The organism is Myroides sp. LJL115 (assembly GCF_054871665.1).
The window spans coordinates 95,362-121,046 of the sequence record NZ_JBTXLS010000001.1 but is presented as its reverse complement, the minus strand read 5'-3'; the positions used below and the strand labels follow the sequence as shown (position 1 = coordinate 121,046).

At 33.8% G+C, this 25,685-nt stretch carries 23 protein-coding genes; 14 read left to right on the top strand and 9 right to left on the bottom strand.

All coding sequences use genetic code 11. The annotated features are described in order from the left end of the window. Nucleotides 1–136 precede the first annotated feature (136 nt). From rimP to ACYSNX_RS00560, 4 genes are all read left to right on the top strand, one after another. Complete coding sequence (gene rimP / locus ACYSNX_RS00575) at nucleotides 137–604, top strand: ribosome assembly cofactor RimP (RefSeq protein WP_461752740.1); 468 nt, start codon at nucleotides 137–139, stop codon at nucleotides 602–604. 14 nt (nucleotides 605–618) lie between these two features. Continuing rightward, nucleotides 619–1,857 carry a transcription termination factor NusA gene (gene nusA / locus ACYSNX_RS00570; protein ID WP_461752739.1) on the top strand — a complete coding sequence of 413 codons (1,239 nt, stop codon included), beginning with the start codon at nucleotides 619–621 and terminating at the stop codon, nucleotides 1,855–1,857. Between the two features lie 50 nt (nucleotides 1,858–1,907). Further along, complete coding sequence (gene infB / locus ACYSNX_RS00565) at nucleotides 1,908–4,847, top strand: translation initiation factor IF-2 (protein WP_461752738.1); 2,940 nt, start codon at nucleotides 1,908–1,910, stop codon at nucleotides 4,845–4,847. A 125-nt stretch (nucleotides 4,848–4,972) separates the two neighbouring features. Next, the gene (locus tag ACYSNX_RS00560) at nucleotides 4,973–5,647 is read left to right on the top strand and encodes a zinc metallopeptidase (RefSeq protein ID WP_461752737.1); all 675 of its coding nucleotides are present in this window, start codon (nucleotides 4,973–4,975) and stop codon (nucleotides 5,645–5,647) included. Nucleotides 5,648–5,680: 33 nt separating this feature from the next. Here the strand turns inward: ACYSNX_RS00560 and ACYSNX_RS00555 are convergent, their stop codons facing one another. Further along, on the bottom strand, nucleotides 5,681–6,421 hold the full coding sequence (locus ACYSNX_RS00555) for an endonuclease/exonuclease/phosphatase family protein (RefSeq protein ID WP_461752736.1): 741 nt from the start codon (nucleotides 6,419–6,421) through the stop codon (nucleotides 5,681–5,683). A 230-nt stretch (nucleotides 6,422–6,651) separates the two neighbouring features. Here ACYSNX_RS00555 and ACYSNX_RS00550 point away from each other — a divergent pair, with 230 nt between their 5' ends. After that, on the top strand, nucleotides 6,652–7,584 hold the full coding sequence (locus tag ACYSNX_RS00550; protein WP_461752735.1) for a bifunctional riboflavin kinase/FAD synthetase: 933 nt from the start codon (nucleotides 6,652–6,654) through the stop codon (nucleotides 7,582–7,584). After that, nucleotides 7,577–8,899, top strand: coding sequence for an HTTM domain-containing protein (locus ACYSNX_RS00545; RefSeq protein ID WP_461752734.1), 1,323 nt, complete (start codon nucleotides 7,577–7,579; stop codon nucleotides 8,897–8,899). The genes ACYSNX_RS00550 and ACYSNX_RS00545 overlap by 8 nt, the downstream gene beginning before the upstream one ends. Before the next feature lie 14 nt (nucleotides 8,900–8,913). Here ACYSNX_RS00545 and ACYSNX_RS00540 read toward each other — a convergent pair whose 3' ends face one another. The 6 genes from ACYSNX_RS00540 to ACYSNX_RS00515 all read right to left on the bottom strand — a co-directional run bounded on the left by ACYSNX_RS00540 (nucleotide 8,914) and on the right by ACYSNX_RS00515 (nucleotide 13,833). After that, nucleotides 8,914–9,699: a UDP-2,3-diacylglucosamine diphosphatase gene (locus ACYSNX_RS00540; protein ID WP_461752733.1), complete on the bottom strand. Its 786-nt coding sequence runs from the start codon at nucleotides 9,697–9,699 to the stop codon at nucleotides 8,914–8,916. A 3-nt stretch (nucleotides 9,700–9,702) separates the two neighbouring features. Then, a complete protein-coding gene (locus ACYSNX_RS00535) occupies nucleotides 9,703–10,155 on the bottom strand; it encodes a 6-pyruvoyl trahydropterin synthase family protein (RefSeq protein WP_461752732.1) in 453 nt (150 codons plus the stop codon). A 78-nt stretch (nucleotides 10,156–10,233) separates the two neighbouring features. Continuing rightward, a complete protein-coding gene (locus tag ACYSNX_RS00530; RefSeq protein WP_461752731.1) occupies nucleotides 10,234–11,037 on the bottom strand; it encodes a hypothetical protein in 804 nt (267 codons plus the stop codon). Next, entirely contained in the window at nucleotides 11,037–11,801 is a 765-nt protein-coding gene (locus ACYSNX_RS00525; RefSeq protein WP_461752730.1) for an enoyl-CoA hydratase/isomerase family protein, read from the bottom strand. The genes ACYSNX_RS00530 and ACYSNX_RS00525 overlap by 1 nt, the downstream gene beginning before the upstream one ends. A gap of 150 nt (nucleotides 11,802–11,951) precedes the next feature. After that, entirely contained in the window at nucleotides 11,952–13,190 is a 1,239-nt protein-coding gene (locus ACYSNX_RS00520; protein ID WP_461752729.1) for an MFS transporter, read from the bottom strand. Nucleotides 13,191–13,224: 34 nt separating this feature from the next. Next, nucleotides 13,225–13,833, bottom strand: coding sequence for a thymidine kinase (locus tag ACYSNX_RS00515; protein WP_461752728.1), 609 nt, complete (start codon nucleotides 13,831–13,833; stop codon nucleotides 13,225–13,227). Nucleotides 13,834–13,936: 103 nt separating this feature from the next. Here ACYSNX_RS00515 and ACYSNX_RS00510 point away from each other — a divergent pair, with 103 nt between their 5' ends. The 5 genes from ACYSNX_RS00510 (at nucleotide 13,937) to ACYSNX_RS00490 (ending at nucleotide 19,882) form a co-directional block, all read left to right on the top strand. Then, nucleotides 13,937–15,916, top strand: coding sequence for a hypothetical protein (locus ACYSNX_RS00510; protein ID WP_461752727.1), 1,980 nt, complete (start codon nucleotides 13,937–13,939; stop codon nucleotides 15,914–15,916). A 1-nt stretch (nucleotide 15,917) separates the two neighbouring features. After that, the gene (gene rsmI, locus ACYSNX_RS00505; protein ID WP_461752726.1) at nucleotides 15,918–16,589 is read left to right on the top strand and encodes a 16S rRNA (cytidine(1402)-2'-O)-methyltransferase; all 672 of its coding nucleotides are present in this window, start codon (nucleotides 15,918–15,920) and stop codon (nucleotides 16,587–16,589) included. Nucleotides 16,590–16,695: 106 nt separating this feature from the next. Beyond that, nucleotides 16,696–17,118: an OsmC family protein gene (locus tag ACYSNX_RS00500; protein WP_461752725.1), complete on the top strand. Its 423-nt coding sequence runs from the start codon at nucleotides 16,696–16,698 to the stop codon at nucleotides 17,116–17,118. A gap of 3 nt (nucleotides 17,119–17,121) precedes the next feature. Next, nucleotides 17,122–18,822, top strand: coding sequence for a single-stranded-DNA-specific exonuclease RecJ (gene recJ, locus ACYSNX_RS00495; protein ID WP_461752724.1), 1,701 nt, complete (start codon nucleotides 17,122–17,124; stop codon nucleotides 18,820–18,822). A 70-nt stretch (nucleotides 18,823–18,892) separates the two neighbouring features. Further along, entirely contained in the window at nucleotides 18,893–19,882 is a 990-nt protein-coding gene (locus ACYSNX_RS00490; RefSeq protein WP_461752723.1) for an aspartate-semialdehyde dehydrogenase, read from the top strand. Between the two features lie 117 nt (nucleotides 19,883–19,999). On the opposite strand, the gene ACYSNX_RS00485 is transcribed toward ACYSNX_RS00490, so the two are convergent. Further along, nucleotides 20,000–22,063 (bottom strand): sensor histidine kinase, encoded by a 2,064-nt coding sequence (locus tag ACYSNX_RS00485; protein WP_461752722.1) that lies wholly within the window; start codon nucleotides 22,061–22,063, stop codon nucleotides 20,000–20,002. A 286-nt stretch (nucleotides 22,064–22,349) separates the two neighbouring features. Here ACYSNX_RS00485 and ACYSNX_RS00480 point away from each other — a divergent pair, with 286 nt between their 5' ends. The 3 genes from ACYSNX_RS00480 (at nucleotide 22,350) to ACYSNX_RS00470 (ending at nucleotide 24,903) form a co-directional block, all read left to right on the top strand. Then, nucleotides 22,350–23,009 carry a response regulator gene (locus ACYSNX_RS00480; RefSeq protein ID WP_461752721.1) on the top strand — a complete coding sequence of 220 codons (660 nt, stop codon included), beginning with the start codon at nucleotides 22,350–22,352 and terminating at the stop codon, nucleotides 23,007–23,009. A 133-nt stretch (nucleotides 23,010–23,142) separates the two neighbouring features. After that, nucleotides 23,143–24,570, top strand: a complete 1,428-nt coding sequence (locus ACYSNX_RS00475) for an MBL fold metallo-hydrolase (protein WP_461752720.1) — start codon at nucleotides 23,143–23,145, stop codon at nucleotides 24,568–24,570. A 45-nt stretch (nucleotides 24,571–24,615) separates the two neighbouring features. Next, nucleotides 24,616–24,903, top strand: coding sequence for a Dabb family protein (locus ACYSNX_RS00470; RefSeq protein WP_461752719.1), 288 nt, complete (start codon nucleotides 24,616–24,618; stop codon nucleotides 24,901–24,903). A gap of 70 nt (nucleotides 24,904–24,973) precedes the next feature. Here ACYSNX_RS00470 and ACYSNX_RS00465 read toward each other — a convergent pair whose 3' ends face one another. Continuing rightward, nucleotides 24,974–25,405, bottom strand: coding sequence for a hypothetical protein (locus ACYSNX_RS00465; protein ID WP_461752718.1), 432 nt, complete (start codon nucleotides 25,403–25,405; stop codon nucleotides 24,974–24,976). Nucleotides 25,406–25,685: the final 280 nt, after the last annotated feature.

Here is a 25,685-nt window from a genome sequence, read left to right as displayed (position 1 = left end):
GTTTAAATAAAGTTAAGGATATAATTATCAATAGACAAAGTTTTATTTATAATAAAATAAATCGTATATTTGTGCTGTTATTTATTAAAAATATTAAATAATGAGGGGACATAATTGTCCCCTCTTTTTATAGCATATGACATTAAAACAAAAAATACAGGAGAAAATTGCACAGGCATTTGAGCAATATCCAGAGTTGTTTTTGATAGATTTTACTATCTCTCCTGACAATAAGGTTGTGGTTACAATTGACGGTGATTATGGTGTTACATTACAAGATTGTATCAACGTAAGTCGTGCTATTGAACAAGATTTAGATAGAGAAGAGGAGGATTTCGCTTTAGAAGTTGCCTCTGCAGGTGCTACCTCTGCATTAAAGTTTATTAGACAATACAATAAGAATATTGGAAGAAAACTAAAGGTAGTTACTTTAGATCAAGAGAAATATGAGGCAACTCTAGATGCTGTTGTTGACAATAATATCGTTCTAAAGTGGAAAAGCAGAGAGCCTAAGCCTGTAGGAAAAGGAAAGGTTACTGTGGAGAAGGAAATAGAAATTCCTTTTGAAAATATTAAAGAAGCTATAGTTATAATTTCATTTTAAAAACAACATATCCCATGGAGAATAGAGATTTAGTAGATTCATTCTCAGAATTTAAAGACGAAAAAGATATTGAGCGTGTAGCGCTTATGGCAATTCTTGAAGATGTTTTAAAAAACGCTTTAAAAAAGAAGTATGGATCAGATGATAATTTCGATATTATTGTTAATCCAGATAAAGGAGACTGTCAAGTTTTCCGTAACAGAATTGTTGTTGCCGATGGGGAAGTAGAAGATGAAAATGCGGAGATTTCCTTATCAGAAGCAAGACGCATCGAATCGGATTTCGAGGTAGGTGAAGAAGTTTCTGAAGAAGTGAAATTAGAGGGATTAGACAGAAGAGCGATTTTAGCTTTACGTCAGAATCTATATTCTAAGGTTACTGAACATGATAATACTACATTATATAAGCAATTTAAAGATTTAGTAGGTGAAATTTACGCAGCTGAAGTTCATCATGCGCGTCCGAAAATCGCTATTTTAATGGATGAAGGTAAGAACGAAATCATTTTACCGAAAGATAAACAAATTCCTTCTGATTTCTTTAGAAAAGGAGATACGGTTAAAGGTATCATCGAATCTGTTGAGTTAAAAGGTACTAAGCCTCAAATTGTTATGTCTAGAACTACATCTAAGTTCTTAGAGAAATTATTTGAGCAAGAAATTCCTGAAATTGAGTCAGGAGAAATTACTATTAAGAAAGTTGTTCGTATCCCAGGTGAAAAAGCCAAAGTTGCAGTGGATACTTATGATGATCGTATTGATCCTGTTGGAGCTTGTGTAGGTGTAAAGGGATCTAGAATTCACGGTATAGTTCGTGAACTAGGTAATGAAAATATTGATGTTATCAATTATACAGAAAACACAGAGTTATTTATCAAGAGAGCTTTAGCGCCAGCGAAGATCAATAAAGTGGTAATTGACGAGAGTAATAAGAAAGCAAATGTTTACTTAGACTTGGAAGAGGTGTCACGTGCAATCGGTAGAGGAGGACAGAACATTAAGTTGGCTGGAATGTTAACTGGATATGATATCGATGTTATGCGCGAATTGGACCCAGAAGATGATGACGTAGAATTAAGAGAATTCAAAGACGAAATCGACGAGTGGGTAATCGAAGAATTTAATAGGATTGGTTTGGATACTGCTAAGAGCGTATTAAACCTAGGTGTTGAAGAGTTAGTAAAAAGAACAGACTTAGAACAAGAAACGATCGAAGACGTTATTCGTATTTTGAACGAAGAGTTCGAAGACTAGGAATTTACTATAACTGCAACACAACACATTTAATACACTAAAAAGATAATATGTCTGAAGAAAGAGCAATAAGAATAAATAAAGTTTTAAGGGAATTAAATATTTCTCTAGATAGAGCCGTAGACTTTTTGAAAGGCAAAGGGTACGATATAATCGACGCAACACCAAATGCTAAAATTTCTAAGGAGGAATATAGTGTTTTGTGTAAGAATTTTTCTGCTGATAAAGGGAAGAAGGAAGCTTCTATTGAAGTAAGTGAAGAGAAGAAGAAAGAAAGAGAAGTTTTGAAACAAGAGCGCGATAAGGAACTTGAAGAGAAGAAAAAACAAGAGGAAGCACGTATAAAACGTGAACAAGAAATCATCAGAGCTAAAGCAGAAGAAATTGCTGCATTAAAAACTGTTGGTAAGATTGATCTTGACCCTAAGAAAACTAAAGCTCCTTCAGGTGATTCTAAAAAAGTAGAGAATGTTGTTTCAGATAAAAAAGAATCTGTAAAAAAGGATTCTTCAAACATAGATGCCGCTGTTTCTAAAGATAAAAAAGGAACAAGTGCTAAAGTTGAACAAAGACAAGCAACGAAAATAACGAACACACAAAAGCAAGTGGAAGCTAAAAAAGAGGTAGAGAAACCACAACAGAAAAGTTCTGTAGAAGGTCAAGATACTTCATCTAAAAAACCAGGAAACAAAAAGGTTGATGTGGAAGTAAACACAGATACTGAAGAACTGAAGTTAGGGGATGAAGTAATTAAAACTAATTACCAAAAGCTTTCTGGAACTACTTTTACTGGGCAAACAATTGATTTATCTCAATTTGATAAGCCTAAGAAGAAAAAAGAAGATCCTAAGAAAGGGAACCAGGCTAATGCTAAAGATGGTGCAGCAGGTAAGAATAAAAGAAAACGTATAGCTAAGCCTGCAAATTCTGAAGGTGGTGCAAACACATCCACGGAAAATAAGAATAAACCAGCTGGTGCAAATCAACGTTCTGGGAACAACAATAACAACAGAGGTGGTGGAAAATTTGGTAATAGAAATCACAACCAAAAACGTCCAAATACTCCAGTTGTTAAAGCTGAGCCAACAGAAGAAGAGGTTAAAAACCAAATTAAGGAGACTTTAGAGCGTTTACAGGGTAAAGGAAACAAATCTAAAGCTGCAAAATATCGTCGTGATAAACGTGCGGATCACCGTAAAAAATCAGATGACGAACAAAAAGCTCTAGAGGCTGGAAATAAAGTATTAAAAGTAACTGAATTCGTTACTGTTGGAGAGATCGCAACAATGATGGATGTTCCTATTACAAAAGTAATTGGAACATGTATGTCATTAGGAATCATGGTAACGATGAATCAACGTTTAGACGCTGAAACTCTTACTATCGTTGCAGACGAATTTGGATACGAAGTAGACTTTACAACTGCTGATATTGATGAAGCAATTGAAGAGACTCCAGATAGACCAGAAGATTTACAACCAAGAGCTCCAATTGTTACTGTAATGGGACACGTGGATCACGGTAAAACCTCTTTATTAGATTATGTTCGTAAAGCGAACGTGATTGCAGGAGAATCAGGAGGAATTACTCAACACATTGGTGCATATGGGGTTACTTTAGAAGGAGGTCAAAAGATTACTTTCTTAGATACTCCAGGACACGAGGCCTTCACGGCTATGCGTGCTCGTGGTGCGCAAGTGACAGATATCGTTATTATTGTGATTGCGGCAGATGATGACATCATGCCTCAAACTAAAGAAGCGATAAGTCACGCAACCGCAGCTGGTGTTCCAATTATCTTCGCTATTAACAAGATTGATAAGCCAACGGCTAATCCAGATAAGATTAAAGAAAAATTAGCAGCTTTAAACTTCTTAGTTGAAGAGTGGGGTGGTACATACCAATCACAAGATATTTCTGCTAAGCAGGGTATTGGTATGAAAGAATTATTAGAGAAAGTATTACTTGAAGCAGAAATGTTAGAGTTAAAAGCTAATCCTAGTAAATTAGCTACAGGTACTGTAGTGGAAGCTTTCTTAGATAAAGGACGTGGGTACGTTTCTACTGTTTTAGTTCAAGCTGGAACTTTAAGAGTAGGAGATTATTTATTAGCAGGTTGTAATCATGGTAAAGTTCGTGCAATGCACGATGAGCGTGGTAATTCTGTAAAAGAAGCTGGACCTTCAAGACCTATCTCTGTATTAGGTTTAGATGGGGCGCCAACAGCTGGAGATAAATTCAATGTATTCGAAGAAGAGAAAGAAGCTAAGCAAATTGCTGCTAAACGTACTCAATTAGTTCGTGAGCAATCTGTAAGAGCACAAAGACATATTACTTTAGCAGAGATTGGAAGACGTATTGCTTTAGGAGATTTCAAGGAATTGAATATTATCTTAAAAGGAGACGTGGATGGTTCAGTTGAGGCATTATCTGATTCATTCTCTAAATTATCTACAGAAGAGATTCAAATCAATATTATTCATAAAGGAGTTGGAGCGATTACAGAATCTGACGTGTTATTAGCTTCTGCATCAGATGCTATTATTATCGGATTTAACGTTCGTCCAATGGCTTCTGCTAAGGCATTAGCTGATAAAGAAGAAATTGATATCAGAAACTACTCTATTATTTATGCTGCGATTGACGATCTTAAGGATGCAATGGAAGGTATGTTATCTCCAGAGTTAAGAGAGGAAGTTACGGGTACAGCTGAAATCCGTGAGTTATTCAAGATTTCTAAAGTTGGTACAATTGCAGGATGTATGGTTACAGATGGTAAGATTTACCGTAACTCTAGAATTCGTTTAATTCGTGAGGGTGTAGTTATTTTCACAGGTGAGCTCACTGCTTTACGTCGTTTCAAAGATGATGTTAAAGAGGTATCTAAAGGATATGATTGTGGTATCCAGATTAAGAACTACAACGATATTAAAGAGTATGACGTAATTGAAGCTTTCCAAGAAGTAGAAGTTAAGAAAAAATTGAAATAGTCAGTTTTTAATATATTATAGAAAAGGGGATTACTACGGTAATTCCCTTTTTTTTACGTCATTTTGTCATTGTTTAACGTAGTTGGAATAAGTTTTGATAGTTTTATTAACTAAAACGTTGAAAAATGGGAATTTGGATTTTTTTAATTATTTGTTCTTTCTTAGGATATATTATTCAAGGGAGATTAAATAGCAGAATGGAAAAGTATTCTACTATTGCATTAGCTAATGGTAGAAGTGGTGCAGAGATTGCACAACAAATGCTTTTTGATCATGGTATTTATGATGTGAAAGTTATTTCTACTGCTGGTAGACTTACAGATCATTATAATCCAATGGATAAAACGGTAAACTTAAGTGAAGTGGTCTATAATGAAAGGAACGCGGCGGCGGCGGCTGTAGCAGCTCATGAGGTTGGACATGCTGTCCAGCATGCCTATGGGTATAAATGGCTTAAATTACGATCTAATTTAGTTCCGATAGTCAATATTAGTTCAAGATTTGTTCCCTTTTTATTGTTAGGTGGTGTACTTCTGATTAATAGTTACCCATCGCTTCTTTTGCTTGGAATCATTATGTTGTCTTTAACTACCCTATTTACTGTTATAACCTTGCCAGTAGAATATGATGCTAGCCATAGAGCACTTCAATGGTTAGAAAAGAGCAATATGGTTAATAGCTCAGAATTAGGTATTGCTAAAGACTCTTTAAAATGGGCAGCTAGAACTTACCTTATAGCGGCTATTTCTTCTTTGGGGACCTTGCTTTATTATGTGAGTATTTTTCAAAGACGCAACTAAAAAAAAGCCTAACTCTTTTGAGTTAGGCTTTTTTTATTTCAGATTATATTGTACCAATAAAGGGATGTGGTCAGAGAGTTTTCTTGCTGTTTCTAAGTCTTCAAAATCTTCAAAAAACAAGATGACTTCACTATGTGTTATTGACATATTTGCACTATTGTGAAATAGGTTATCATATTCCGAGGCTAGACAATCTCCTTGTATACACTTTTGGCGTAAGCTTGTTTTTTGCTTGGTAAAAGCTGGTTCATATCCCATCTTTTTTATGGGATTGAATACACTGTGGGCTTGTGTTAAATTAAAATCCCCCAAAAAGACAAGGTTATGATCATTGTAAAGACTTGGGTAATTTCTAAAATATTTTATTTCTGTTTCTGGTTGGTGCTTTTTAGGTAAAGCATGAAAGTTTAACAAAGTAATTTCCTTTCCTTTATAGGTGAAGGTAGCTACATAAGGTTCTCTTTCTATTTGTTGTGCAAAATGTTGATCTAAGTATGGTTTGTTTTTAAGCTTTACTTGACTTGTTTTAAAGAAATAGACATATCTCTCTGATCGATATGGGGAACTTTGGGTTGGTTCACTAATGACGTAATCCCATTTAGAAGAGGTTGAGTTATTTAATTCTTGATGTATTTTTGCGGTAGTTTGCGCTCCTGTTGGATTTGTAACTACTTCCTGAATAGCAATAATATCTGCTTTATCTAATACAGTAGCTATATAAGTGATTTGTTCAGGGGTTTTACTTTTGCCTAGGTTCATTAAATTCCATGTCATTATTTTTACCTGTCCTTGTATCGTAATACAAAGGAAAAGAAATAGTATTAAGAAGAATTTTTTTTGTAAACTAGTAGTCATTATGTAGATTTATTTTAAGACAATGGATTTGTTGTAGCCTAATATCGTCTTGGTTTTATAAAAATGATGTATTTTTGAACATCCTTGTATTTGTACCCTTTTAAGGGAAGGGGCAAATGTAGTAATCTAATCTTTGTAATTAAATTAAAGTGAAAGCATTTTCTTCCATAAACGAATTTTCTTGTAATAAAAAAGTAGTAGCAACTCTTGGAACCTTCGATGGGCTTCATTTGGGGCATCAAAAGATCATTAAAGACTTAGTGAAAAGCGCAAAGCAAATGCAGATGGAAAGTCTTTTACTTACTTTTTTCCCTCATCCTAGAATGGTCTTAAAGAAAGAGCAGGATATTCGTTTATTGAATACTTTAGAAGAAAAACAACAACTTCTAGCTGACTTGGGCTTGGATAACTTAGTTGTACAAAAATTCGATTTAGAATTTTCATCTTTAAGTGCTAGGGAGTTTGTACAGCAAGTTTTAGTTGAAAAATTCAATATAGCTAAAATTATCATAGGATATGACCATCGCTTTGGAAAAGGCGGGACCGGGGATATTCAGATACTGAAGCAATATGGTAAGGAGTTTGGCTTTGAAGTTGAGGAAATCTCTGCCAAAGAACTAGACAGTGTTTCTATTAGTTCTACTAAAATTAGAAAAGCATTAGAGCAAGGAGATATAAAGATTGCTAATAGTTATTTAGGCTATAATTATTTCTTTGAAGGAACAGTTGTAAAAGGAAAGCAATTGGGCAGAACACTTGGATTTCCAACAGCTAATTTAGTTTTAAAGTACGATTATAAATTAGTACCTAAATCAGGTGTATATGTAGTAGAGTCTGTTTTGGATGGGAGAAAGGTAAAAGGAATGATGAATGTGGGATTTAATCCTACATTTGAAAATCACCCTTATAGTATAGAGGTGAATTACCTTGACTTTAATGCGGATCTTTATGGGAAGGAAATTCAAGTAAGTATACTAGCTAGAATTAGAGACGAACAGAAATTTGCAAGCCTAGATGAATTAGTACAACAGTTAAATAAAGATAAGGTTTTTACACTTGAGTATTTTCAGGACAATGTTTAAGAGGGCTTTCTATCCTATGGATAATTCTGCTTTAATAGTTTTTAGAATTATCTTTGGCTTTTTATTTGCGTGTGAATCCTTTGGGGCTATAGCCACAGGATGGGTAAGGGATAATTTAGTAGAGGTTAAAATGACTTTCTCCTTTATCCATATGGATTTTCTACAAGTCTTAGTAGGACCTCAAATGTATGTCTATTTTGGCTTAATGGGCATCGCCTCTATTGGTGTTATGTTAGGTTACAGGTATAGGCTTAGTATTATTTTAGTTATCCTGTTATGGGCAGGAGCATATTTTTTACAAAAGACCTCTTATAATAATCACTATTATCTATTGCTAATAATAAGCCTGTTTATGTGCTTTTTACCTGCAAATGATTATTGTTCTTTGGATGTGAAAAACAAAAGACATAAAAGTAGATTATGGATGCCTGTTTATGTAAAGTGGTTATTTATAGGCCAAATATTTCTGGTTTATTTTTATGGAACCTTGGCTAAATTTTATCCCGATTGGCTAAATGGTGATTTTATTGGTTTGATGTATCAGTATGCTAATATACCTGATTCCTTTAAAGCTATTTTTACTGAACAATGGTTTGTGTTGAGTATAGCCTATCTAGGTATTTTATTTGATGCTTTAATTGTTCCTTTATTACTTTATAGACCAACTAGAAACTATGCTTTTTTTGGAGCCTTAATATTCCATCTTTTTAATTCTATTACTCTTCAAATAGGGATATTTCCTTATTTTGCACTTAGTTTTGCAGTGTTTTTTTATAGTCCAAGTTTTATTAGAAGTCTTTTCCTTAAAAGAAAACCAGCTTTGGAATTAACTAAACAGGACATAGAAACTAAATATTTATCTAATGTACAATTAAGCGTTTTAGGAACTTTATTTGTCATTCAGATACTTTTGCCTTTAAGAGGATATCTTTTACGTAGTGATATGCTTTGGACGGATCAAGCACACCGTTTATCGTGGCGTATGATGCTTCGTTCACGCTCAGGTTATACTTATTATACCGTAGAGGATAAAAACTCAAAAAAGAGGTATTCTTTTGACTTAGACACGATGCTTACACCTAAACAGCAAGCAAGACTGAATACTCCAGATATGATATGGCAAATGGCTCAAGTTATTAAGGAGCATTATGCCCAAAAGGGAAAAGATGTGCAAGTGTTTGCAAGAAGCTATGTTTCGATAAATAACAGGCCATATCGTCCTTTTGTGGATTCAGAGGTGGATTTAGCTAGTCAAAAATGGGATTATTTTTGGCCAGCGACTTGGATCTTAGATAAACCAGAAGATCTTCCATAAAAAAACTTCCTGAGTTAGGAAGTTTTCGTATCGTTTAATTCTTTTTTATATTCTATCAAAGTAAGCTCCTTTTTGAAACTTACATAGGTAAAGTAGTTAATCCAGTCGCCTAAATTGACATATTTAGAATTATTGCCTAAGTCTAAGATCATAGGTAAATGTCTATGACCAAAGATAAAATAGTCATAATGCTGTTTCTCTAGTTTAGCTTTACTATAAATCACTAACCACTCTTTATCTTCTCCTAAAAAGGTGATGTCTTCATCTCCAGAGATAAGTTTGTTTTTTACGGATAAATAGGAAGCTAGTTTTACTCCAATATCTGGATGCAACCATCTAAATAGCCATTTAGAGAATTTATTAGTAAAGACTTTTTTCATTCTTTTATAGCCTAGGTCTCCAGGTCCTAAACCATCTCCATGACCTATAAAGAAAGATTTTCCATTAATATGGAAAACTTGTGGTTGATGAAAAACTGGAATTCCAAGCTCTTGCTGGAAATAGTCATCCATCCATAAATCATGATTACCTACAAAAAAATAAATAGGTATCCCTTTATCTTTTAGCTGGGCTAATTTTCCCAAAATACGGACAAAGCCTTTAGGTACTACTGTTTTATATTCAAACCAAAAATCAAATAAATCTCCTAAGATGAATAAAGCGCCCATATCTTGCTCTTTTTCATTTAGCCATTGTAGAAATAGCTGTTCCCTTGGAAGACTTTTGGCTTTGGTTGGTGCACCAAAGTGATGATCTGAGGTGAAATAAACAGTTTTATCTGTATTTATAGTTATTTCCAAATCTTACATATTATCAGATTGATACCATTCTGCATAAGAGGATTCCGTTTCTTGTAAACGCAAACTAAAAAGTTCGATTCCTTCAGGAAGTCTTGATTTTATTTTATGAGCAAAATCAATCACCATATTTTCACTCGTAGGCTGGTAGTCTACTAAAATTACATGGTGTCCTCTTTGTTGAAGTTCTTTAGCAAGCTCTAAATGTGGGGTATTTTGATTGAAGACAGTAGCGTGATCAAATACATCTACCACTTCTTCTTTCACTATCTTTTTTAAATCTCCAAAATCAATAACCATTCCAAATTTAACATTGCTGCTATCCTCAATAGGGCTACCTACCACTGTTACTCCAAGTTTGTAACTATGTCCGTGCACATTTCTACATTTTCCATCATATCCATATAATGCATGACCTGTCTCAAATGTAAATTGCTTTGTTATTCTAATCTTTGGCATAAGTAAAAAATTTTCACAAAGGTAAGTAAAAATAGCCTGTTTTGAGAATCTTATGCTTTGCTTTTGAAACAAGGTTAGTTAAAATAGGCGATAGCTCAGCTGAATGCTAGCTTTTGGCCACCACTTTAACCATTTAGTATACTTTTGGCTGTCTTCTATGTATAGCTCTGAACGGGTTAATGTAGGCAGTTTTTGCCCATTTTGATAGATAGAATAGGCTCCTTGATAAATGATACCAAGTTCTGCTTTAATTCCAAATCGATTCTTGGGAATGGCTCTACCAATACCTATACCTAGATAAGGCTTTACTACATCTCCTAATTTTAATTCTGCATCTACTTTTGCTTGTATTACCTCCAACTTTTTACCATCAAAAATAATTTCTGGCCAATCTTTTCCAGGCTTTAATTCTATAAGATTACCATACTGATCCTCTAATCTTCCTTTTGTTCCAAATTTGGTATTGCCCAAGTATACACCAGCACTTATATAAAAGATACTTTTTTCGAAGACATAATAGTCTACTAATAAGTGGGCATGGAATAAATGGATATTCGCCTTTGTTCTAAGCTTTGGTTCAGTATGAAAGTATTCTTTTAAAACTCCATTAGGATCCTGTAAATCCATGGAAAATTGTTTTGTATTATATTTGAAAAAATCTACTCCAGCACGCAATTTTAATCTTTTAGCTACTGGTGTAGAGACTTCAATGGTTGTTCCTAAAGTGGAAAATCCAGCCGATAGGGCCATATGACTAAAGGGTTTATTGTCCCTTAATAGGTCTGATTTAGAAGATTTACTTTGACCCAATACTGCAGATGTAGTCATAAGTAAAACCAGAAAAAACACTGTTTTGAGAGTAGAAATATTTCTTTTATTCATTATTTTTTTTTGAATTGCTCTAAGGCATTTTTAGTGAAATCTGATAGGACTAATTCCCCAGATATGGTAGCACGCTGGGTTAATAACTCATCCCAGTTAGAGGTTCCTTCCCAAAAAACTAGCTTCATTTGCTGTAGGGCTTGTGGGTTATAAGAACTTACTCTCTTGGAGAATTCTTCTATACTTTGATCCATTTGGTCTGTGGTATGGAAAAGCTCATTATATAGTCCTTTTTCAAATGCCCACGAAGAAGACTTCCAACTATGTGCCTCTAGAGTCATCTCGCTCATTGCCATTTTACCAATTTTTCTGGAAACAGCCGGTTCAATTACAAAAGGGCCAATCCCAATCGCTAGCTCAGATAATTTGATAAAAGCCTGGTCGGTAGCAAAAGCATAGTCACAACTAGCTACTAGTCCAACTCCTCCTCCTACAGTTTTACCATGAACCCTAGCAATGAATATTTTCGAACTTTTTCTGATAGAATTGATCACTTTTGCAAAACCATTAAAGAAGATATGACCTTGTTCTTTTGTGGTTATTTGTAATAATTCATCAAAACTTGCACCTGCACAAAATGCCCCTTCCCCTTCACTTTTTAAAATAACCGTGGTGATTTCTGGACTTTGCTCTAGTTGTTCAATTTGTTGGCTTAACTGATTTAATAATGAACTTGGAAAAGAGTTGCTCGCAGAACTATAAAAAGATATAGTTGCAACTTTATCCTTTACGCTCAATTGTATATTTGTAGAATTTGATTTCATTGTTTATGATTTAATCTAAATATAAGGGAAGTTTTGTTAAAACGAAGACTTTTTGATGGTAAAAGTCGAAGTTTTACTTACCAAGTAACTTAATGTAAAAAGGATAGCCAATAAGCCATCCTTTAATATATAATGTATGTTTGGGGTAAATTATTGTCCTAAGTTCATTTTTTTTATGGAATAATGCAACCCAACTGCTGAAACAACTACTAGTAAGGCGGTTACTAGCCATAAAGTACTATAGCCAAAATCTGTTGCTATTTTGGTCCCTAAAATTGGAGCTACGATAAAACCAATAGCAAAAACAAGTCCATTTACTCCCATGTAAGCTCCTTTGTTTTGTGTTCCTGCACGCATAGCTGTAACTGTGGCGGTAAATGGCATGGCTAACATTTCAGAAAGACATAATATTGACATAGAAATATAAATAGCTATTAAGCTATGATCAAAGGCTAGTATTGCATAACCAAAAGCACTTATAAGTACTCCATAAACAATTGCATTTCTAAGGGAAAGATGGCGTTCTGCTATGTAGACTAAAAGCATTTCTGTAAGGAAAATAAGTAGACCACTATACCCTAGAACCAAGCCGATTTCAATCTCTCCAAGTCCACCAACTTTATCATAGAAGATAGGTAGGGTACTTAAGAGTTGTAAAAAGGCAATTGCATATAAAGTACAAAAGAAAGAATAAAGTAAGAAGGGTTTATCTTTATAAGGGGATATGCCAGGAACTTCCTCTAATTGTATCTCCTTTTGGTTGTCTTGTTCTTGTTGCATTTCCTTTAATATTTCTTTATTGGTTTTTCTATTTCTAAAAAAATAGATAAAGACAATAGCTGCAATAAAAGCTGCAAAAGCATTGACATAAAAAAGTAAAGCCCATGAAAAAGCTGCTAGAAAACCTCCCATAGCTGGGCCAATGGAAAATCCAAGATTTACTGCCATTCTGTTCAGAGAAAAGGCTCGGGTAATGTTTTCTGGTTTAGCATACATGGTTATTGCTACTGAGTTTGCTGGTCGGAACATTTCACTCACCGTACTTTGCACCAGCATCATTAAAGCTAGACCAACCACAGAGGTGAAGTGAGGTAGCATAATAAATACTGGAATACTACACAGTAAACTCATGTATTGTACTTTGTAATTACCTATCTTATCGGTGATCCATCCCCCGATAGTTGAACCAAAGATAGAACCAACACCAAAACAGGCCAATACATAGCCAATTTGTGTTTGTGTGAAATTTAATTCTTTAGTCATATAGACTCCAAGAAAGGGTAATACCATGGAGCCAGATCTATTAATGAGCATCACGATGGAAAGCATCCATGAAGCAGTAGATAGCCCCCTATAAGAATCGATATAAATTTGAATAATTTTACGCATAATTACAAAGTGGGGTTGGTTGTTAGTTCACTTCTTATTCTTTTTTATTTTTCTTTGCTAATTCTTGTTCAGACATCGCTAAATGAAAAGCCGCTCGAGATAAAGGTTCATATTCTTGAGTTTCTCCAAGAAAAACTAAGTCTTCACTTTCTGTTTTTCTAAAACTATAATTTGCAAGATGACCAGTTCGAGTGCATATAGCATGTACCTTGGTTACATATTCGGCAATAGCCATTAAATTTGGCATCGGTCCAAAAGGTTGTCCCTTGAAATCCATATCCAAACCAGCAACGATTACACGAATTCCCATATTAGCTAAGTCATTACAAACTTGAATAATATTATTATCAAAGAATTGAGCCTCATCTATAGCTACTACATGACATTCTTTTCCTAGTTCCAATATTTCTGCAGCATTTTCTACAGGTGTGGATTTAATCTGGGTATCGTTATGGGAAACCACATATTCATGGTGATAACGAGTATCAAGTGCGGGTTTAAATATTTGAACGTTTTGTTTTGCAAATTGAGCTCTACGAAGGCGTCTGATAAGTTCTTCTGTTTTACCAGAAAACATTGAACCACAGATTACTTCTATAGAACCAAATTGTTCTTTATGATTGACAGGATTTTCGAGAAACATTTTGTAAATTTCAGGCTGAGAACAGCGTTTTTTTTTTGTTATTTTGTACCAAGCAAATTTATCAAAAAAAAGCTGCGAAATTTACTAATAGAAATTAAAAGTTATGAAGAAGGTCTTAGAAACAGAATTACTCAGTATGGCGCATCGCATTTTGCGTATGAAAAATAAAGATGTAGATAACTTGTTAAACGATGCAAAGAACCTTTATGAAAAGTTATTGATTTTAAAGTTTTATCAAGATAATTTTGAATTGGGACTTATCAAGGATATTAGTCAAGAAGAATTAGACCAAAAGCTAGAGCAATATTCTGGACAGAGTATAGGGTTGCTAGCTGAGCAACAAAGACATCAAATGCCGGAGGATCTATTAGAACAGGATTATCCTTTAGTAATAGATGGGGATAAGGAAGAGCTAGGTCATATACAACAGTTGGAGAAAATTTCTCCAGAAGTAAGTCTTGAAACTCCTGCTACTAAAGAACTTGTATATACTTTTGATCACGAGATGGATTTACAGGAGTCAGAAGAAGATTTAGATAAAAAAGAAGTTTTTGATTTTCTAGATAAAGTAGAAGCAGAGCAAGAGGATACACAAGAGAATAATTCTCTTATTGTAGAAAATATCCAGGATATGTCTATTCAGGAGCAAATTTTAGTACAAGATATTATTTCTGAGACTAATTTTGCGGTTGAATCTCTACAAACCTTAGAAGGTCAGCAAGAGCTTCAAAATCAAATAACTTCTGAGACAGATAGGATTTTAGCCCAAGAACAAGAGCGTATCTTGGAAGAAGCTCGTATCGCTGCTGAACAAGCAGCTTTTGAAGAAGAGCTATTATTAGAGCAAGAAATTGCTGCCGAGCAGACTCGTATTGCCGCGGAGCAGGAAGCTTTAGAACAAGAGCGTATTTTAGAGCAAGAAATAGCTGCCGAACAGGCTCGTATTGCCGCGGAGCAGGAAGCTTTAGAACAAGAGCGTATTTTAGAGCAAGAAGTTGCTGCCGAACAGGCTCGTATCGCTGCTGAACAAGCAGCTTTTGAAGAAGAGCTATTATTAGAGCAAGAAATTGCTGCCGAGCAGACTCGTATTGCCGCGGAGCAGGAAGCTTTAGAACAAGAGCGTATTTTAGAGCAAGAAATAGCTGCCGAACAGGCTCGTATTGCCGCGGAGCAGGAAGCTTTAGAACAAGAGCGTATTTTAGAGCAAGAAGTTGCTGCCGAACAGGCTCGTATTGCCGCGGAGCAGGAAGCTTTAGAACAAGAGCGTATTTTAGAGCAAGAAATTGCTGCCGAGCAGGCTCGTATTGCCGCGGAGCTGGAAGCTTTAGAACAAGAGCGTATTTTAGAGCAAGAAATAGCTGCCGAGCAAGCTCGTATTGCCGCGGAGCAGGAAGCTTTAGAACAAGAGCGTATTTTAGAGCAAGAAATTGCTGCCGAGCAAGCTCGTATTGCCGCGGAGCAGGAAGCTTTAGAACAAGCCCGCTTATTAATCGAGAAAGAGGCTATTGAAAGAGAGCGTTTAGCAGAAATGCAACGTATTCAAGAAGAAAAGGATTTAGAGGAGCTAATGGCTCTAGAAGAACAAATAAAAGTAGAGTCAAGAGAATCTTCTAATCAAGCACAAGGGGCTTTTCATGACAGAAGAGAAGTAGACCCATTTGATGGATTCAACTTTATGGATTTAAATTTCGAGAGAGTTTCTGATTCAAAAGAGCAAGAAGAAGTTAAGGATTCTAATTCCTTAGTACAGAACAATCAGTCAGCTTCTAGCCAAGATACCTTATTTAACTTAGAGTCTACTTCGGTCACTCAGCCACATATTCAAAAAACAAAGTCTATTAATGATATTTATAACAATACAATTAGTGTTGGTTTAAATGATAGAATTGCTTTTGAAAAGAATTTATTTGGTGGTAGTGGAGAAGATTTCAATAGAGTTTTATCCCAATTAAATACAGTAAGTACTTTTGCTGAAGCGCAGAGCTTGATTGACCACTTAGTAAAACCTGAATATGGAAACTGGGAAGGAAAGCAAGAATATGAAGATCGTTTTATGTTAATCATTGAAAAGCGTTTTAATTAATATGGGTAAATTATATTTGGTACCAACACCGATTGGAAATCTAGATGATATGACCTTTCGCGCGATTAAAGTGTTAAAAGAAGTAGATTATATCTTAGCAGAGGACACAAGAACAAGTGGTAAGTTATTAAAGCATTTTGAAATTATGACTCCAATGATGAGTCATCATATGCATAATGAACACAAAACAGTGGAAAATCTAATTGCAAGACTGGAAAACGGTGAAAATTTAGCTTTGATTTCCGATGCGGGTACACCAGCTATTTCTGATCCAGGTTTTTTATTAACAAGAGCTTGTGTAGAAAATAATATTGAAGTAGAATGCCTACCAGGAGCTACAGCTTTTGTACCAGCTTTAGTAAATAGTGGATTACCGAATGATAAATTTGTGTTCGAAGGTTTCTTGCCTGAAAAGAAAGGTCGTCAAACTCGTTTTCTGATTTTAGCAGAAGAAACGCGTACCATGATTTTTTATGTTTCCCCACACAAGCTAAATAAAACCTTACAGGAGTTTATACAGTATTTTGGAGAAGATAGAAGGATATCTGTTTCACGAGAACTATCTAAACTTCATGAACAAACTAAAAGAGGAACCGTTCAAGAAGTATTGGAATACTTTGAAGCTAAACCGGCAAAAGGAGAAATTGTTGTGGTTGTAGCAGGAAAAAAGTAAATCTATAGTCTTTTATAGAGCAATTTAAAGTCAATGTGTCACTTGTTATAGGTGATACATTGACTTTTTTTTGATACATTTGGATTGAATCAAAACCAGATAAATTATGTCACATAAAGTTACCACAACATGGATTGAAAATATGCAATTTGAATCTACCAACCCAAGTGGGGATGTTATCCGCATTGATGCTGGAAAAGAAAATGGAGGGGATGGTATGGGATTACGTCCTAAAGCTCTAATGCTTTCTGCATTAGCAGGGTGTAGCGGCTTGGATGTAGCCCATTTAATTAAAAAAATGCGTTTAGAGGTAGAGGAGTTCAAAATGGAGACCGAAGGAGTTTTGAGTGAAGAAGATCCACAAACTTATACAGAAGTCATTTTAGATTACCATTTTTATGGAAATAATTTAGATCAGGCCAAATTAACTCGTGCCGTAAATTTATCCATTGAGAATTATTGTGGTGTAATGAATATGTTCAAAGGATTTGCGAACGTGCAAACTAATATTCATTTCCATAATAAATAGTCAATGCGGTGGATATTCAAACCAGAAGTAGATAAAAAAAAGGTAGAACAACTGCAAAAAGCACTTGGAGTTGATAAAGTAATAGGTCAGCTGCTTGTGGAAAGAAATATTCAAACCTTCGAGCAAGCCAAAGATTTTTTTCGTCCTACACTAGATTTATTACATGATCCTTTTTTGATGAAAGATATGGATAAGGCCGTTATGCGCTTATCTGATGCTTTGGAAAACAAGGAAAGTATACTTGTTTTTGGAGATTATGATGTAGATGGAACCACTTCTGTAGCTTTAGTATCCTCTTATTTGAAGAAGTTTACTACTGATGTAAGAACCTACATTCCTGATCGTTATGAGGAAGGTTATGGAGTTTCTTTTCAAGGTATAGATTATGCTAAGCAAAAGGGGATTACCCTTATTATTGCATTAGATTGTGGTATAAAAAGTAATGATAAAGTTGAATATGCAAAAAATATTGGTATAGACTTTATTATTTGTGACCATCACCTACCAGGAGATCAAATTCCAAATGCTAGTGCAGTATTAGATCCAAAGCAGAAAGATTGTTTCTATCCTTATAAAGACTTATGTGGATGTGGAATAGGTTTCAAACTTATTCAAGCCTTAGAGCAACGCAATAACAATGGACCAGAGGTATTACAAGGATATCTAGATCTAGTAGCTATGGCTATAGTGGCAGATGTTGTTCCTTTAACTGGTGAAAATAGAGTTTTAGCTTTCTTCGGTTTACAAGTTATTAATACTAATCCAAGACCTGGGATAAGGGCCTTGCTTTCTTTTTATCCCCAGCATAAGTATACTTTGCAAGATATTGTATTTAAGATTGCGCCAAAAATTAATGCAGCCGGGAGGTTAGAGCATGGTAGATATGCCGTAGAACTATTAACAGAGCTTACTTATGAGCAGGCTTTAATTAGTGCCAAAAATATTATTTCTCTAAATGAAGAGCGTAAACATATTGATCATAATATTACAGAACAAGCTTTAAAGAAAATTACCGATTCCATGGAAATTAATAGTAAAGCTACTGTAGTTTTTGAACCTACATGGCATAGGGGTGTATTAGGAATTGTGGCCTCAAGGCTAATTGAAACCTACTATAGACCAACTATTGTATTCACGCAAAATGGAGATTTTTTAACTGGTTCAGCACGCTCAGTGAAGAACTTTGATGTATATAAAGCCATTGAGCAATGTAATGAATATTTAGTTCAATTTGGAGGGCATAAATACGCTGCGGGTTTAACTATTAGAAAACAGGACTACACAAGCTTTAAGAAGAAGTTTGAGAGTATTGTAAATAATAGTATTACTGAGGATGATTTAATTCCTCAATTATTGATAGATCAAAAAATTGATCTCAGTGTAATTACTCCAAAGTTTCTTAGGATTTTGAAACAATTTGAGCCTTTTGGTCAAGATAATGAGATGCCGGTTTTTTTAACTAGCAATGTATACGATATTGGAAAAGGACATCCTATGGGACAAAATAGAGAACATCTAAAACTATATGTAAAACAAAGAGGACAAGATACAGTGTCCTTTGCTGTTTTAGGTTTTGGTTTTGGGAAGTATTTTGAAGAAATTACAAATCGCCGATTTTCTAATTTAGTTTATACAATTCAAGAAAACTATTTTAGAGGTAAGTCAAGTACACAGCTAGTCTTAAAAGATATGCAAATGGTGTAGTATAAAATTTGTTTTTTACTGTTTAAAAAAATAAATTTGTTAACAATAAAACAACTATAAAATATAAAAAATGAAAATAGCATTAGTCGGAGCTACAGGAATGGTTGGTGAAATCATGCTTAAAGTATTAGCAGAAAGAAGTTTTCCTGTAACAGAGTTAATTCCTGTTGCTTCACAAAGATCAGTAGGTAAAGAAATTGATTTTAAAGGGAAGAAATACTCTATTAAATCTATGGAAGAGGCTATTGCATTGAAACCAGAAATAGCTTTATTTTCTGCGGGAGGTAGTATCTCTTTAGAGTGGGCACCTAAATTTGCTGAGGTGGGTACAACAGTAATTGATAATTCATCCGCTTGGAGAATGGATCCAACTAAGAAATTAATTGTTCCGGAAATTAACGCAAGTGAGTTAACAAAAGAAGATAAAATTATAGCTAATCCAAACTGTTCAACTACACAGTTAGTAATGGCATTAGCTCCATTACATAAAGCTCATAAAATAAAAAGAGTTATTGTATCTACCTATCAATCAATCACTGGTACAGGGGTTAAAGCAGTTGAGCAATTAGAAAATGAATACAAAGGAATTAAAGCAGAGATGGCTTATCCTTATCCTATTCATAGAAACGCAATTCCTCATTGTGATGTATTCGAAGAAAATGGATACACAAAAGAGGAAATGAAGCTTTCAAATGAAACAAAAAAAATCCTTCAGGATGATTCAATCTTGGTTGCTGCAACGGCAGTGAGAATACCAGTAGTAGGAGGTCATAGTGAAGCTGTTAATATTGAATTCCAAGAGCCAGTTTCTGTACAAGAAGTTAGGGCTATTTTACAAGATACTCAAGGGGTTGTATTACAAGATAATTTAGATACTAATACTTATCCGATGCCATTATTTGCAGAAGGAAAAGATGATGTGTTTGTAGGAAGAATCCGTAAGGATATTAGTTGTGAAAATGCTATCAACTTATGGATTGTTGCAGATAATTTACGTAAAGGAGCTGCTACAAATACAGTTCAAATAGCACAATACCTAGTAGATAACAATCTAGTTTAATACAGTAGAATTTCAATAGATACATTCTTTTTGAAAGCAGTATAAAAAAAGAGCATTTTAGAAAAAATGCTCTTTTTTTTATTTAAAATAGTATGGTTGTAAACAAAGAAGGTAGAATTAATCTAGATAAGATGAGTCTTCATACTTTTGCTTAACATCAAAGCAGATGCTCACACCTTGATCTTTTGATGTTTTAATTACCAAATGAGTTTGAAGTTCTTTAATCCTTTCATTCATGTTTTTCATGCCCAGACCTTTATTTTTGATTCTAGGGTCATTTTTATTATATCCAATGCCGTCATCTGAAATCTTCACTCTAACTCTCTTATTTTTAATACCTGTCAAGGATATAATAGCTTGGGAAGCTTGAGAATATTTATTGATATTTTGTAAGGACTCTTGAATGATTCGATAGATGTTTAATTTTTGTTCATTACTATATAAATGCCAATTGATATCCTCATCCATTTGGAAAATAAATTTGGTATTGAAAGGATTGTTTTGATTGGAAATTAAGTTTTCTAATAATTCATCAAAAGGGTCAGCATCATGCATTACTTTTGTATTCAAAATATGCGAAATCGTTCTAATTTCCTGCTCCGACTTATGTAGTTCCTCTATTAAAACATCCTTTTTTTCTGGTGGAAAGCAATCTAGTTGCATTAAGTGGAATCTAGCTGTAAATATTCTGTTGATAACCCCATCGTGGAGTTCTTTGGCAATTCTTTTTCGCTCAGAGAACTTAGCATTTTCTGCAAGTTCTTTTTGCTCTAACATTAGCTTATAAATTTTCTCGTTAGCTAATTGGTTTTTATTTCTTAATAATAGGCGTTTGTTTTTTGCATATTGTATGATTGAAAACATGGTGATACTAAAACCAAAAACCAATAGACAAGTAAGAATAAGGATAGTTTGATTATTACCACTTAGCCTTTTATTTAACTCGCTTATTTTATCAACCTCAAACTCTATTCTTGCAAATTTGTTTTTGGTCTGACGCTCTAAGTTCATTAAAGTATCATTTAATTGGATATATTCGTTGATATATTGGGTTTGATTTTCTTTGTCGTTAGCAGCTAAAAAAGCTAGTGCTTCTTTGGTGTTTTGTAGTCTTCTTTCCTTTTTAGAGATACTATAAGATTGCTTAGCGGAGGCTAAACTTTTTTGAGTTTGATTCATCTTTTTATAAAAGTTGGCCTCAACCATTAAAGCACTTGGAATTCCTCCTGCATATAAACCAATGGATCTATTGTCTTTTTCCAAAAAGGTTATTTCTTGTATTTGTGGAAGTATATTCTCATATTCATTAAGCTCTAATTTGGCTTTAAGTAAGTTGATCAATAAAGTAGAGTGTAATTGTGGATTTTGATCCAGGCTTGGATTCTCATAGATACCTTTTAATGCGTATTTTTTAGCATTAGGGTAATCTTTGGAATGATAGTATAAATGAGATAAATTATTATTTAAATTGGAAAGGAAAAAGTCTATTCTGTCTTGTGGTAAGGTCTTTTTCGAGGCCATTTCCGTTATAGCAACAGCAGAAATATCATAGTATTTTTTTGCTTCTTCAAACTCAAGTAATTCTGTTAAGTTTAATCCCATCATATGATTACTTTCATATTTTAAGATAAAATCATCTGAATTGTTGAGGTATTTTATTGCTTTAATGTTCTCTTTTTCACTTTCAGAAAAAATACCATTTTCGAAAAGTATTTTAGCCTTTGCTAAGGCTAAGTGGCCCGACTTTAAACTATCATTTAAAGTATTGAAAATTTTTTCTGCTTTAACCAAGTTAGAGTAGGTACTATCTAATTGTTGCGTCTTATAAAAGTTTCGAGATTGAATTTGATATAAATCTGCTTGATTGTGTAAATCGTTCTTTTGAAGGGAGTAATTTAGAGCTTTATTAATCAGCTTATTAAAGTTTGTAGAGTCAATAGTGTTACTACTGTTTTGTAAAATAGTAACGAAGAGGTTTCTATTTTCTTGTGTGTTTTCTTGAATCTGATTAGCAATACTTAAGAGCTCTCTCACCTTATCCTCATACAGAGAATCTTTCTCAGTTAGATTATTGGTTAAAGGGCCTAAAAGAGTATAGTCTGCATACTGCTTATCCTTATTGCAAGACAACAATAGGAAGACACACACAGCCAATACAATCAATTTGAAATAGGATACCATATTTATATTCCTCTCTAAAATTTAAATTTGAGATAAATGTAGGACAAATAACTATAGAAAGAATTATTTTTTTTATGAACTATAGTAAAATTTATTAAAAGTGAGAAAGCTTTGTACTGTGAATTTCTGTTTGTTAACTTTATTGTATTTATACATATTAAATGTTATTTTGTGGAAAATAATAGAGATTATCGCTTTTTGTAGATAATAAAAAAAAACAAATTGTGAATTATTGTTCTTATATTTGATACTTTAAACAAGTAGTATTTCTATTATATGACAAGTTATGCTTAAGATTTTATTAGTAGATGACCATCCTTTAATTGTAGAAGGATATGTCTTGGCTTTAGCAAAAGATAAGGAAAATTTCTTACAGGCAAGCTTTGAAAAGGCTTTCGATTGTGAGTCTGCCAAAAAATGTATTGATCTTGCTGTGGACAACGGAGAGTCTTTTGATTTGGCTATTGTAGATTATTCTGTGCCAAATGCACCGGATGCGAAGATGGAAGATGGAGGAGATATTATTGTCTATTTAAACAAAGTAATGCCAAATTGTAAGACATTAATGCTTACAGGGCACACTGAGGTTCTTACCATCTACGAAATTGTAAAAAATGTGCGACCAGATGGTTTAGCAAGTAAACATGAGATTTCTCCTTTGAGTTTAATTTCGATTGTAAATGAAGTTTTGCAAGGAGTTCGCTATCAAAGTGATATTGTAAAACATTGTTTAAGCGAAATTGTTAGGAAAGAAATGATGTATGATGATTACAATCGTGCTATTTTAGTATTCTTAGCTAAAGGCTATAAATTACAGGAGCTTGATAATCATATTCCTTTATCTAATCCAACTATTAAAAAGCGATTAGCCAAAATGAAGAATGCCTTTGGGGTAAATGATACAGCTACATTAGTGCAAAATGCTATTAAATTAGGCTTTGTGTAATTAAAATAATCTAAATATCTGTTTTTTTGATAGATATAGTGGGAAATGTCTTTTTTTTTAAAAAAAAGTGTAAGCTGATAATTATCAGTATAATAGATTTTGATTTGCTTTATTTTTGGTTTAAAACCATATAATGAAGATTCAACAAATTTACACTAATTGTATGTCCCATGCGGCATATTATCTATATAGCAATAACCAATGTGCTATTTTTGATCCATTAAGAGATACTCAAGCTTATTTAAATTTAGCACAACAAGATAATGCAATCATTAAATATGTTTTTGAGACTCATTTTCATGCAGACTTTGTAAGTGGACATCTAGATTTAAAAAATCAGACCAATGCCCAAATCGTTTTAGGACCTACAGCAAAACCGGACTACCAGGCAATTATAGCACATGATAATCAATTGTTTAATGTAGGGGATGTTAAAGTAGAAGTTTTACACACTCCGGGACATACCATGGAGAGTGTTTGCTACCTAATTTACGATGAAAGTGGGAGGCCTTCTTGTATTATTACAGGGGATACTTTATTTATAGGCGATGTTGGTAGACCTGATTTAGTACAATTGGTTAATTCAGAAATAACTTCAGAAATCCTTGCTGGACATTTATATGATTCTTTACATAATAAAATAATTCCATTACCTGATGATTTAATCGTCTATCCTAATCACGGTGCTGGTTCAGCATGTGGAAAGAATTTGAGTAAACAAACCCATGATACTTTAGGTAATCAGAAGAAGACTAATTATGCTTTAAACCCTAATCTTAGTAAAGATAATTTTATCCGAGTTTTACTAGATGGTTTAACTAGTGCTCCAGCTTATTTTCCAGATAACGTACTCTTAAATATAAAGGGAAGTACCCCATTGGAAAAGGTGTTAGAGAAATCAGATACACCACTTAATTTAGAGCAGTTTCTAAGTTTACAAAACAAGTATGATGCCTTGGTTTTAGACACAAGACCTACTGTAGAGGTTAGCAGAGGATTTTTAAAAGGTGCTTTGCATATTGGCTTAGATGGGTCATTTGCTTTATGGGCAGGTGAGCTCATAAAAAACATCAAAACTCCAATTCTACTAATCTGTTCCAATGAACAACAGCAAGAAGTTATAACTAGATTATCACGCGTTGGTTTTGATAATGTATTAGGCTACTTAAGTGAGCAAGGGGTGCAGGAGTTATCAACTTATAAAGAACTACAAAGTTTTGACAGAATATGTCCAACTAAATTTTTAAGCACTACTTGGTCGGAAGATTCTATTGTATTGGATGTTAGAAAAAGCTCTGAGTTCGCTGCTGGTAATGTAGATAAAAGTCTTCATATTCCATTGAATGAGTTAGCCCAAAAAAGTGATTCCTTAGATAAGGAAAAGCAAGTTTTTGTTTACTGTCAAGGAGGTTATAGAAGTAGTATTGCTTGTTCAATTTTAAAGCAACTAGGTTTCATAAATGTAATTGATGTTAAAGGAGGTTACAGTAAATTGAGTCAGAAAGAGGCTTTAACCTGTTGTTCAGCTATAGGATGTGAAAAGAAAACGCAGGTTAATTAAAGTTTTTTTCCTTACTTTGATAATTGTTAATTTAAAATAAGATATATGGTTACTCATATTGTTATGTGGAAGCTCAAAGAGCAAGATAAGGAGCAAAATAAACTGCAATTAAGAAAGGAATTATTAGCATTAGAGGAATTTATACCACAAATAAAAAGTATAGCAGTGGATTTTAACCTTGCAGTTGCTCCTAGTGAAAATTATGATGTTGTACTAACATTAATAGTAGATTCTTGGGAAGATCTGGATATCTACGCTAAACATCCTGAGCATGTGAAGTTAACTGACTTTGTTCGTTCAATTGTTACGAGTAGGGTAGCTATTGACTATTAAAAAAATAAGCTTGGTAAATAAGTTTTACTTAATTACCAAGCTATTTAAAGTAATCATTGAAAAGACGATTTTAATGGCGGCCATATTTTTTATGGCTATAATAATGTTTATTATGTTTCTTTTTCTTGTACTTAGGTTTGTGATACTTTCCTCTTTGATATCTATCATCGTACGAATACCATGCGTTTCTTTGCTCTAAAGTCATGATATTCTCAATGTCGATACGAATATTTTGTACCATTTGTTGCTGCTTATAGCTTAACTCTCTTTGACTATGACGACCACCTCTATACCAAGAATTGTAATCTCTTTCATAACGTCTTTTATATTCTTCAATTTCCCTGTATTGTCTTTTACTAAGTCCTAATTTGGAGTTATCTTGAAAAAAGATAGAAACTGCGCCTCCTAAGTCTAATCCAAAAGTAGTAGACCTAGATTTTATCTGACCATGAGATAAACCAAATGCTAAAGAAAAAAGCAGGACAAAAAATGTATTCTTCATAATATTTATATTATTGTTGTATTAATAGAGATACAATAAGAATGCCAAGAAAAAATCGGTGGATTCTACCCAAGTTTTTGATTTGTACCATTTAATGGTAGGGAGAGTCCTATTAGGAATTTACTGTGACCTACATTTCATCAAATAATGTAGATATAAATATTATCAGCTGGTTTAATTTTTGAAATATATCCTATTGCTCCGAGTAGTACAATAGTTTGAGACTAGTAATCTCTTAAGATTAAAATAAGAACGTCTGTAAAATTAAGTGAATTTAGAG

Coding starts and splice junctions, on each gene's coding strand:
- ACYSNX_RS00510 (WP_461752727.1), top strand. CDS start 13,937: ATGAAGAAGGTCTTAGAAACAGAATTACTCAGTATGGCGCATCGCATT.
- ACYSNX_RS00535 (WP_461752732.1), bottom strand. CDS start 10,155: ATGCCAAAGATTAGAATAACAAAGCAATTTACATTTGAGACAGGTCAT.
- ACYSNX_RS00560 (WP_461752737.1), top strand. CDS start 4,973: ATGGGAATTTGGATTTTTTTAATTATTTGTTCTTTCTTAGGATATATT.
- ACYSNX_RS00555 (WP_461752736.1), bottom strand. CDS start 6,421: ATGACATGGAATTTAATGAACCTAGGCAAAAGTAAAACCCCTGAACAA.
- ACYSNX_RS00485 (WP_461752722.1), bottom strand. CDS start 22,063: ATGGTATCCTATTTCAAATTGATTGTATTGGCTGTGTGTGTCTTCCTA.
- ACYSNX_RS00490 (WP_461752723.1), top strand. CDS start 18,893: ATGAAAATAGCATTAGTCGGAGCTACAGGAATGGTTGGTGAAATCATG.
- rimP (WP_461752740.1), top strand. CDS start 137: ATGACATTAAAACAAAAAATACAGGAGAAAATTGCACAGGCATTTGAG.
- ACYSNX_RS00480 (WP_461752721.1), top strand. CDS start 22,350: ATGCTTAAGATTTTATTAGTAGATGACCATCCTTTAATTGTAGAAGGA.
- ACYSNX_RS00545 (WP_461752734.1), top strand. CDS start 7,577: ATGTTTAAGAGGGCTTTCTATCCTATGGATAATTCTGCTTTAATAGTT.
- ACYSNX_RS00525 (WP_461752730.1), bottom strand. CDS start 11,801: ATGAAATCAAATTCTACAAATATACAATTGAGCGTAAAGGATAAAGTT.
- ACYSNX_RS00530 (WP_461752731.1), bottom strand. CDS start 11,037: ATGAATAAAAGAAATATTTCTACTCTCAAAACAGTGTTTTTTCTGGTT.
- nusA (WP_461752739.1), top strand. CDS start 619: ATGGAGAATAGAGATTTAGTAGATTCATTCTCAGAATTTAAAGACGAA.
- ACYSNX_RS00475 (WP_461752720.1), top strand. CDS start 23,143: ATGAAGATTCAACAAATTTACACTAATTGTATGTCCCATGCGGCATAT.
- recJ (WP_461752724.1), top strand. CDS start 17,122: ATGCGGTGGATATTCAAACCAGAAGTAGATAAAAAAAAGGTAGAACAA.
- infB (WP_461752738.1), top strand. CDS start 1,908: ATGTCTGAAGAAAGAGCAATAAGAATAAATAAAGTTTTAAGGGAATTA.
- rsmI (WP_461752726.1), top strand. CDS start 15,918: ATGGGTAAATTATATTTGGTACCAACACCGATTGGAAATCTAGATGAT.
- ACYSNX_RS00465 (WP_461752718.1), bottom strand. CDS start 25,405: ATGAAGAATACATTTTTTGTCCTGCTTTTTTCTTTAGCATTTGGTTTA.
- ACYSNX_RS00500 (WP_461752725.1), top strand. CDS start 16,696: ATGTCACATAAAGTTACCACAACATGGATTGAAAATATGCAATTTGAA.
- ACYSNX_RS00520 (WP_461752729.1), bottom strand. CDS start 13,190: ATGCGTAAAATTATTCAAATTTATATCGATTCTTATAGGGGGCTATCT.
- ACYSNX_RS00515 (WP_461752728.1), bottom strand. CDS start 13,833: ATGTTTCTCGAAAATCCTGTCAATCATAAAGAACAATTTGGTTCTATA.
- ACYSNX_RS00470 (WP_461752719.1), top strand. CDS start 24,616: ATGGTTACTCATATTGTTATGTGGAAGCTCAAAGAGCAAGATAAGGAG.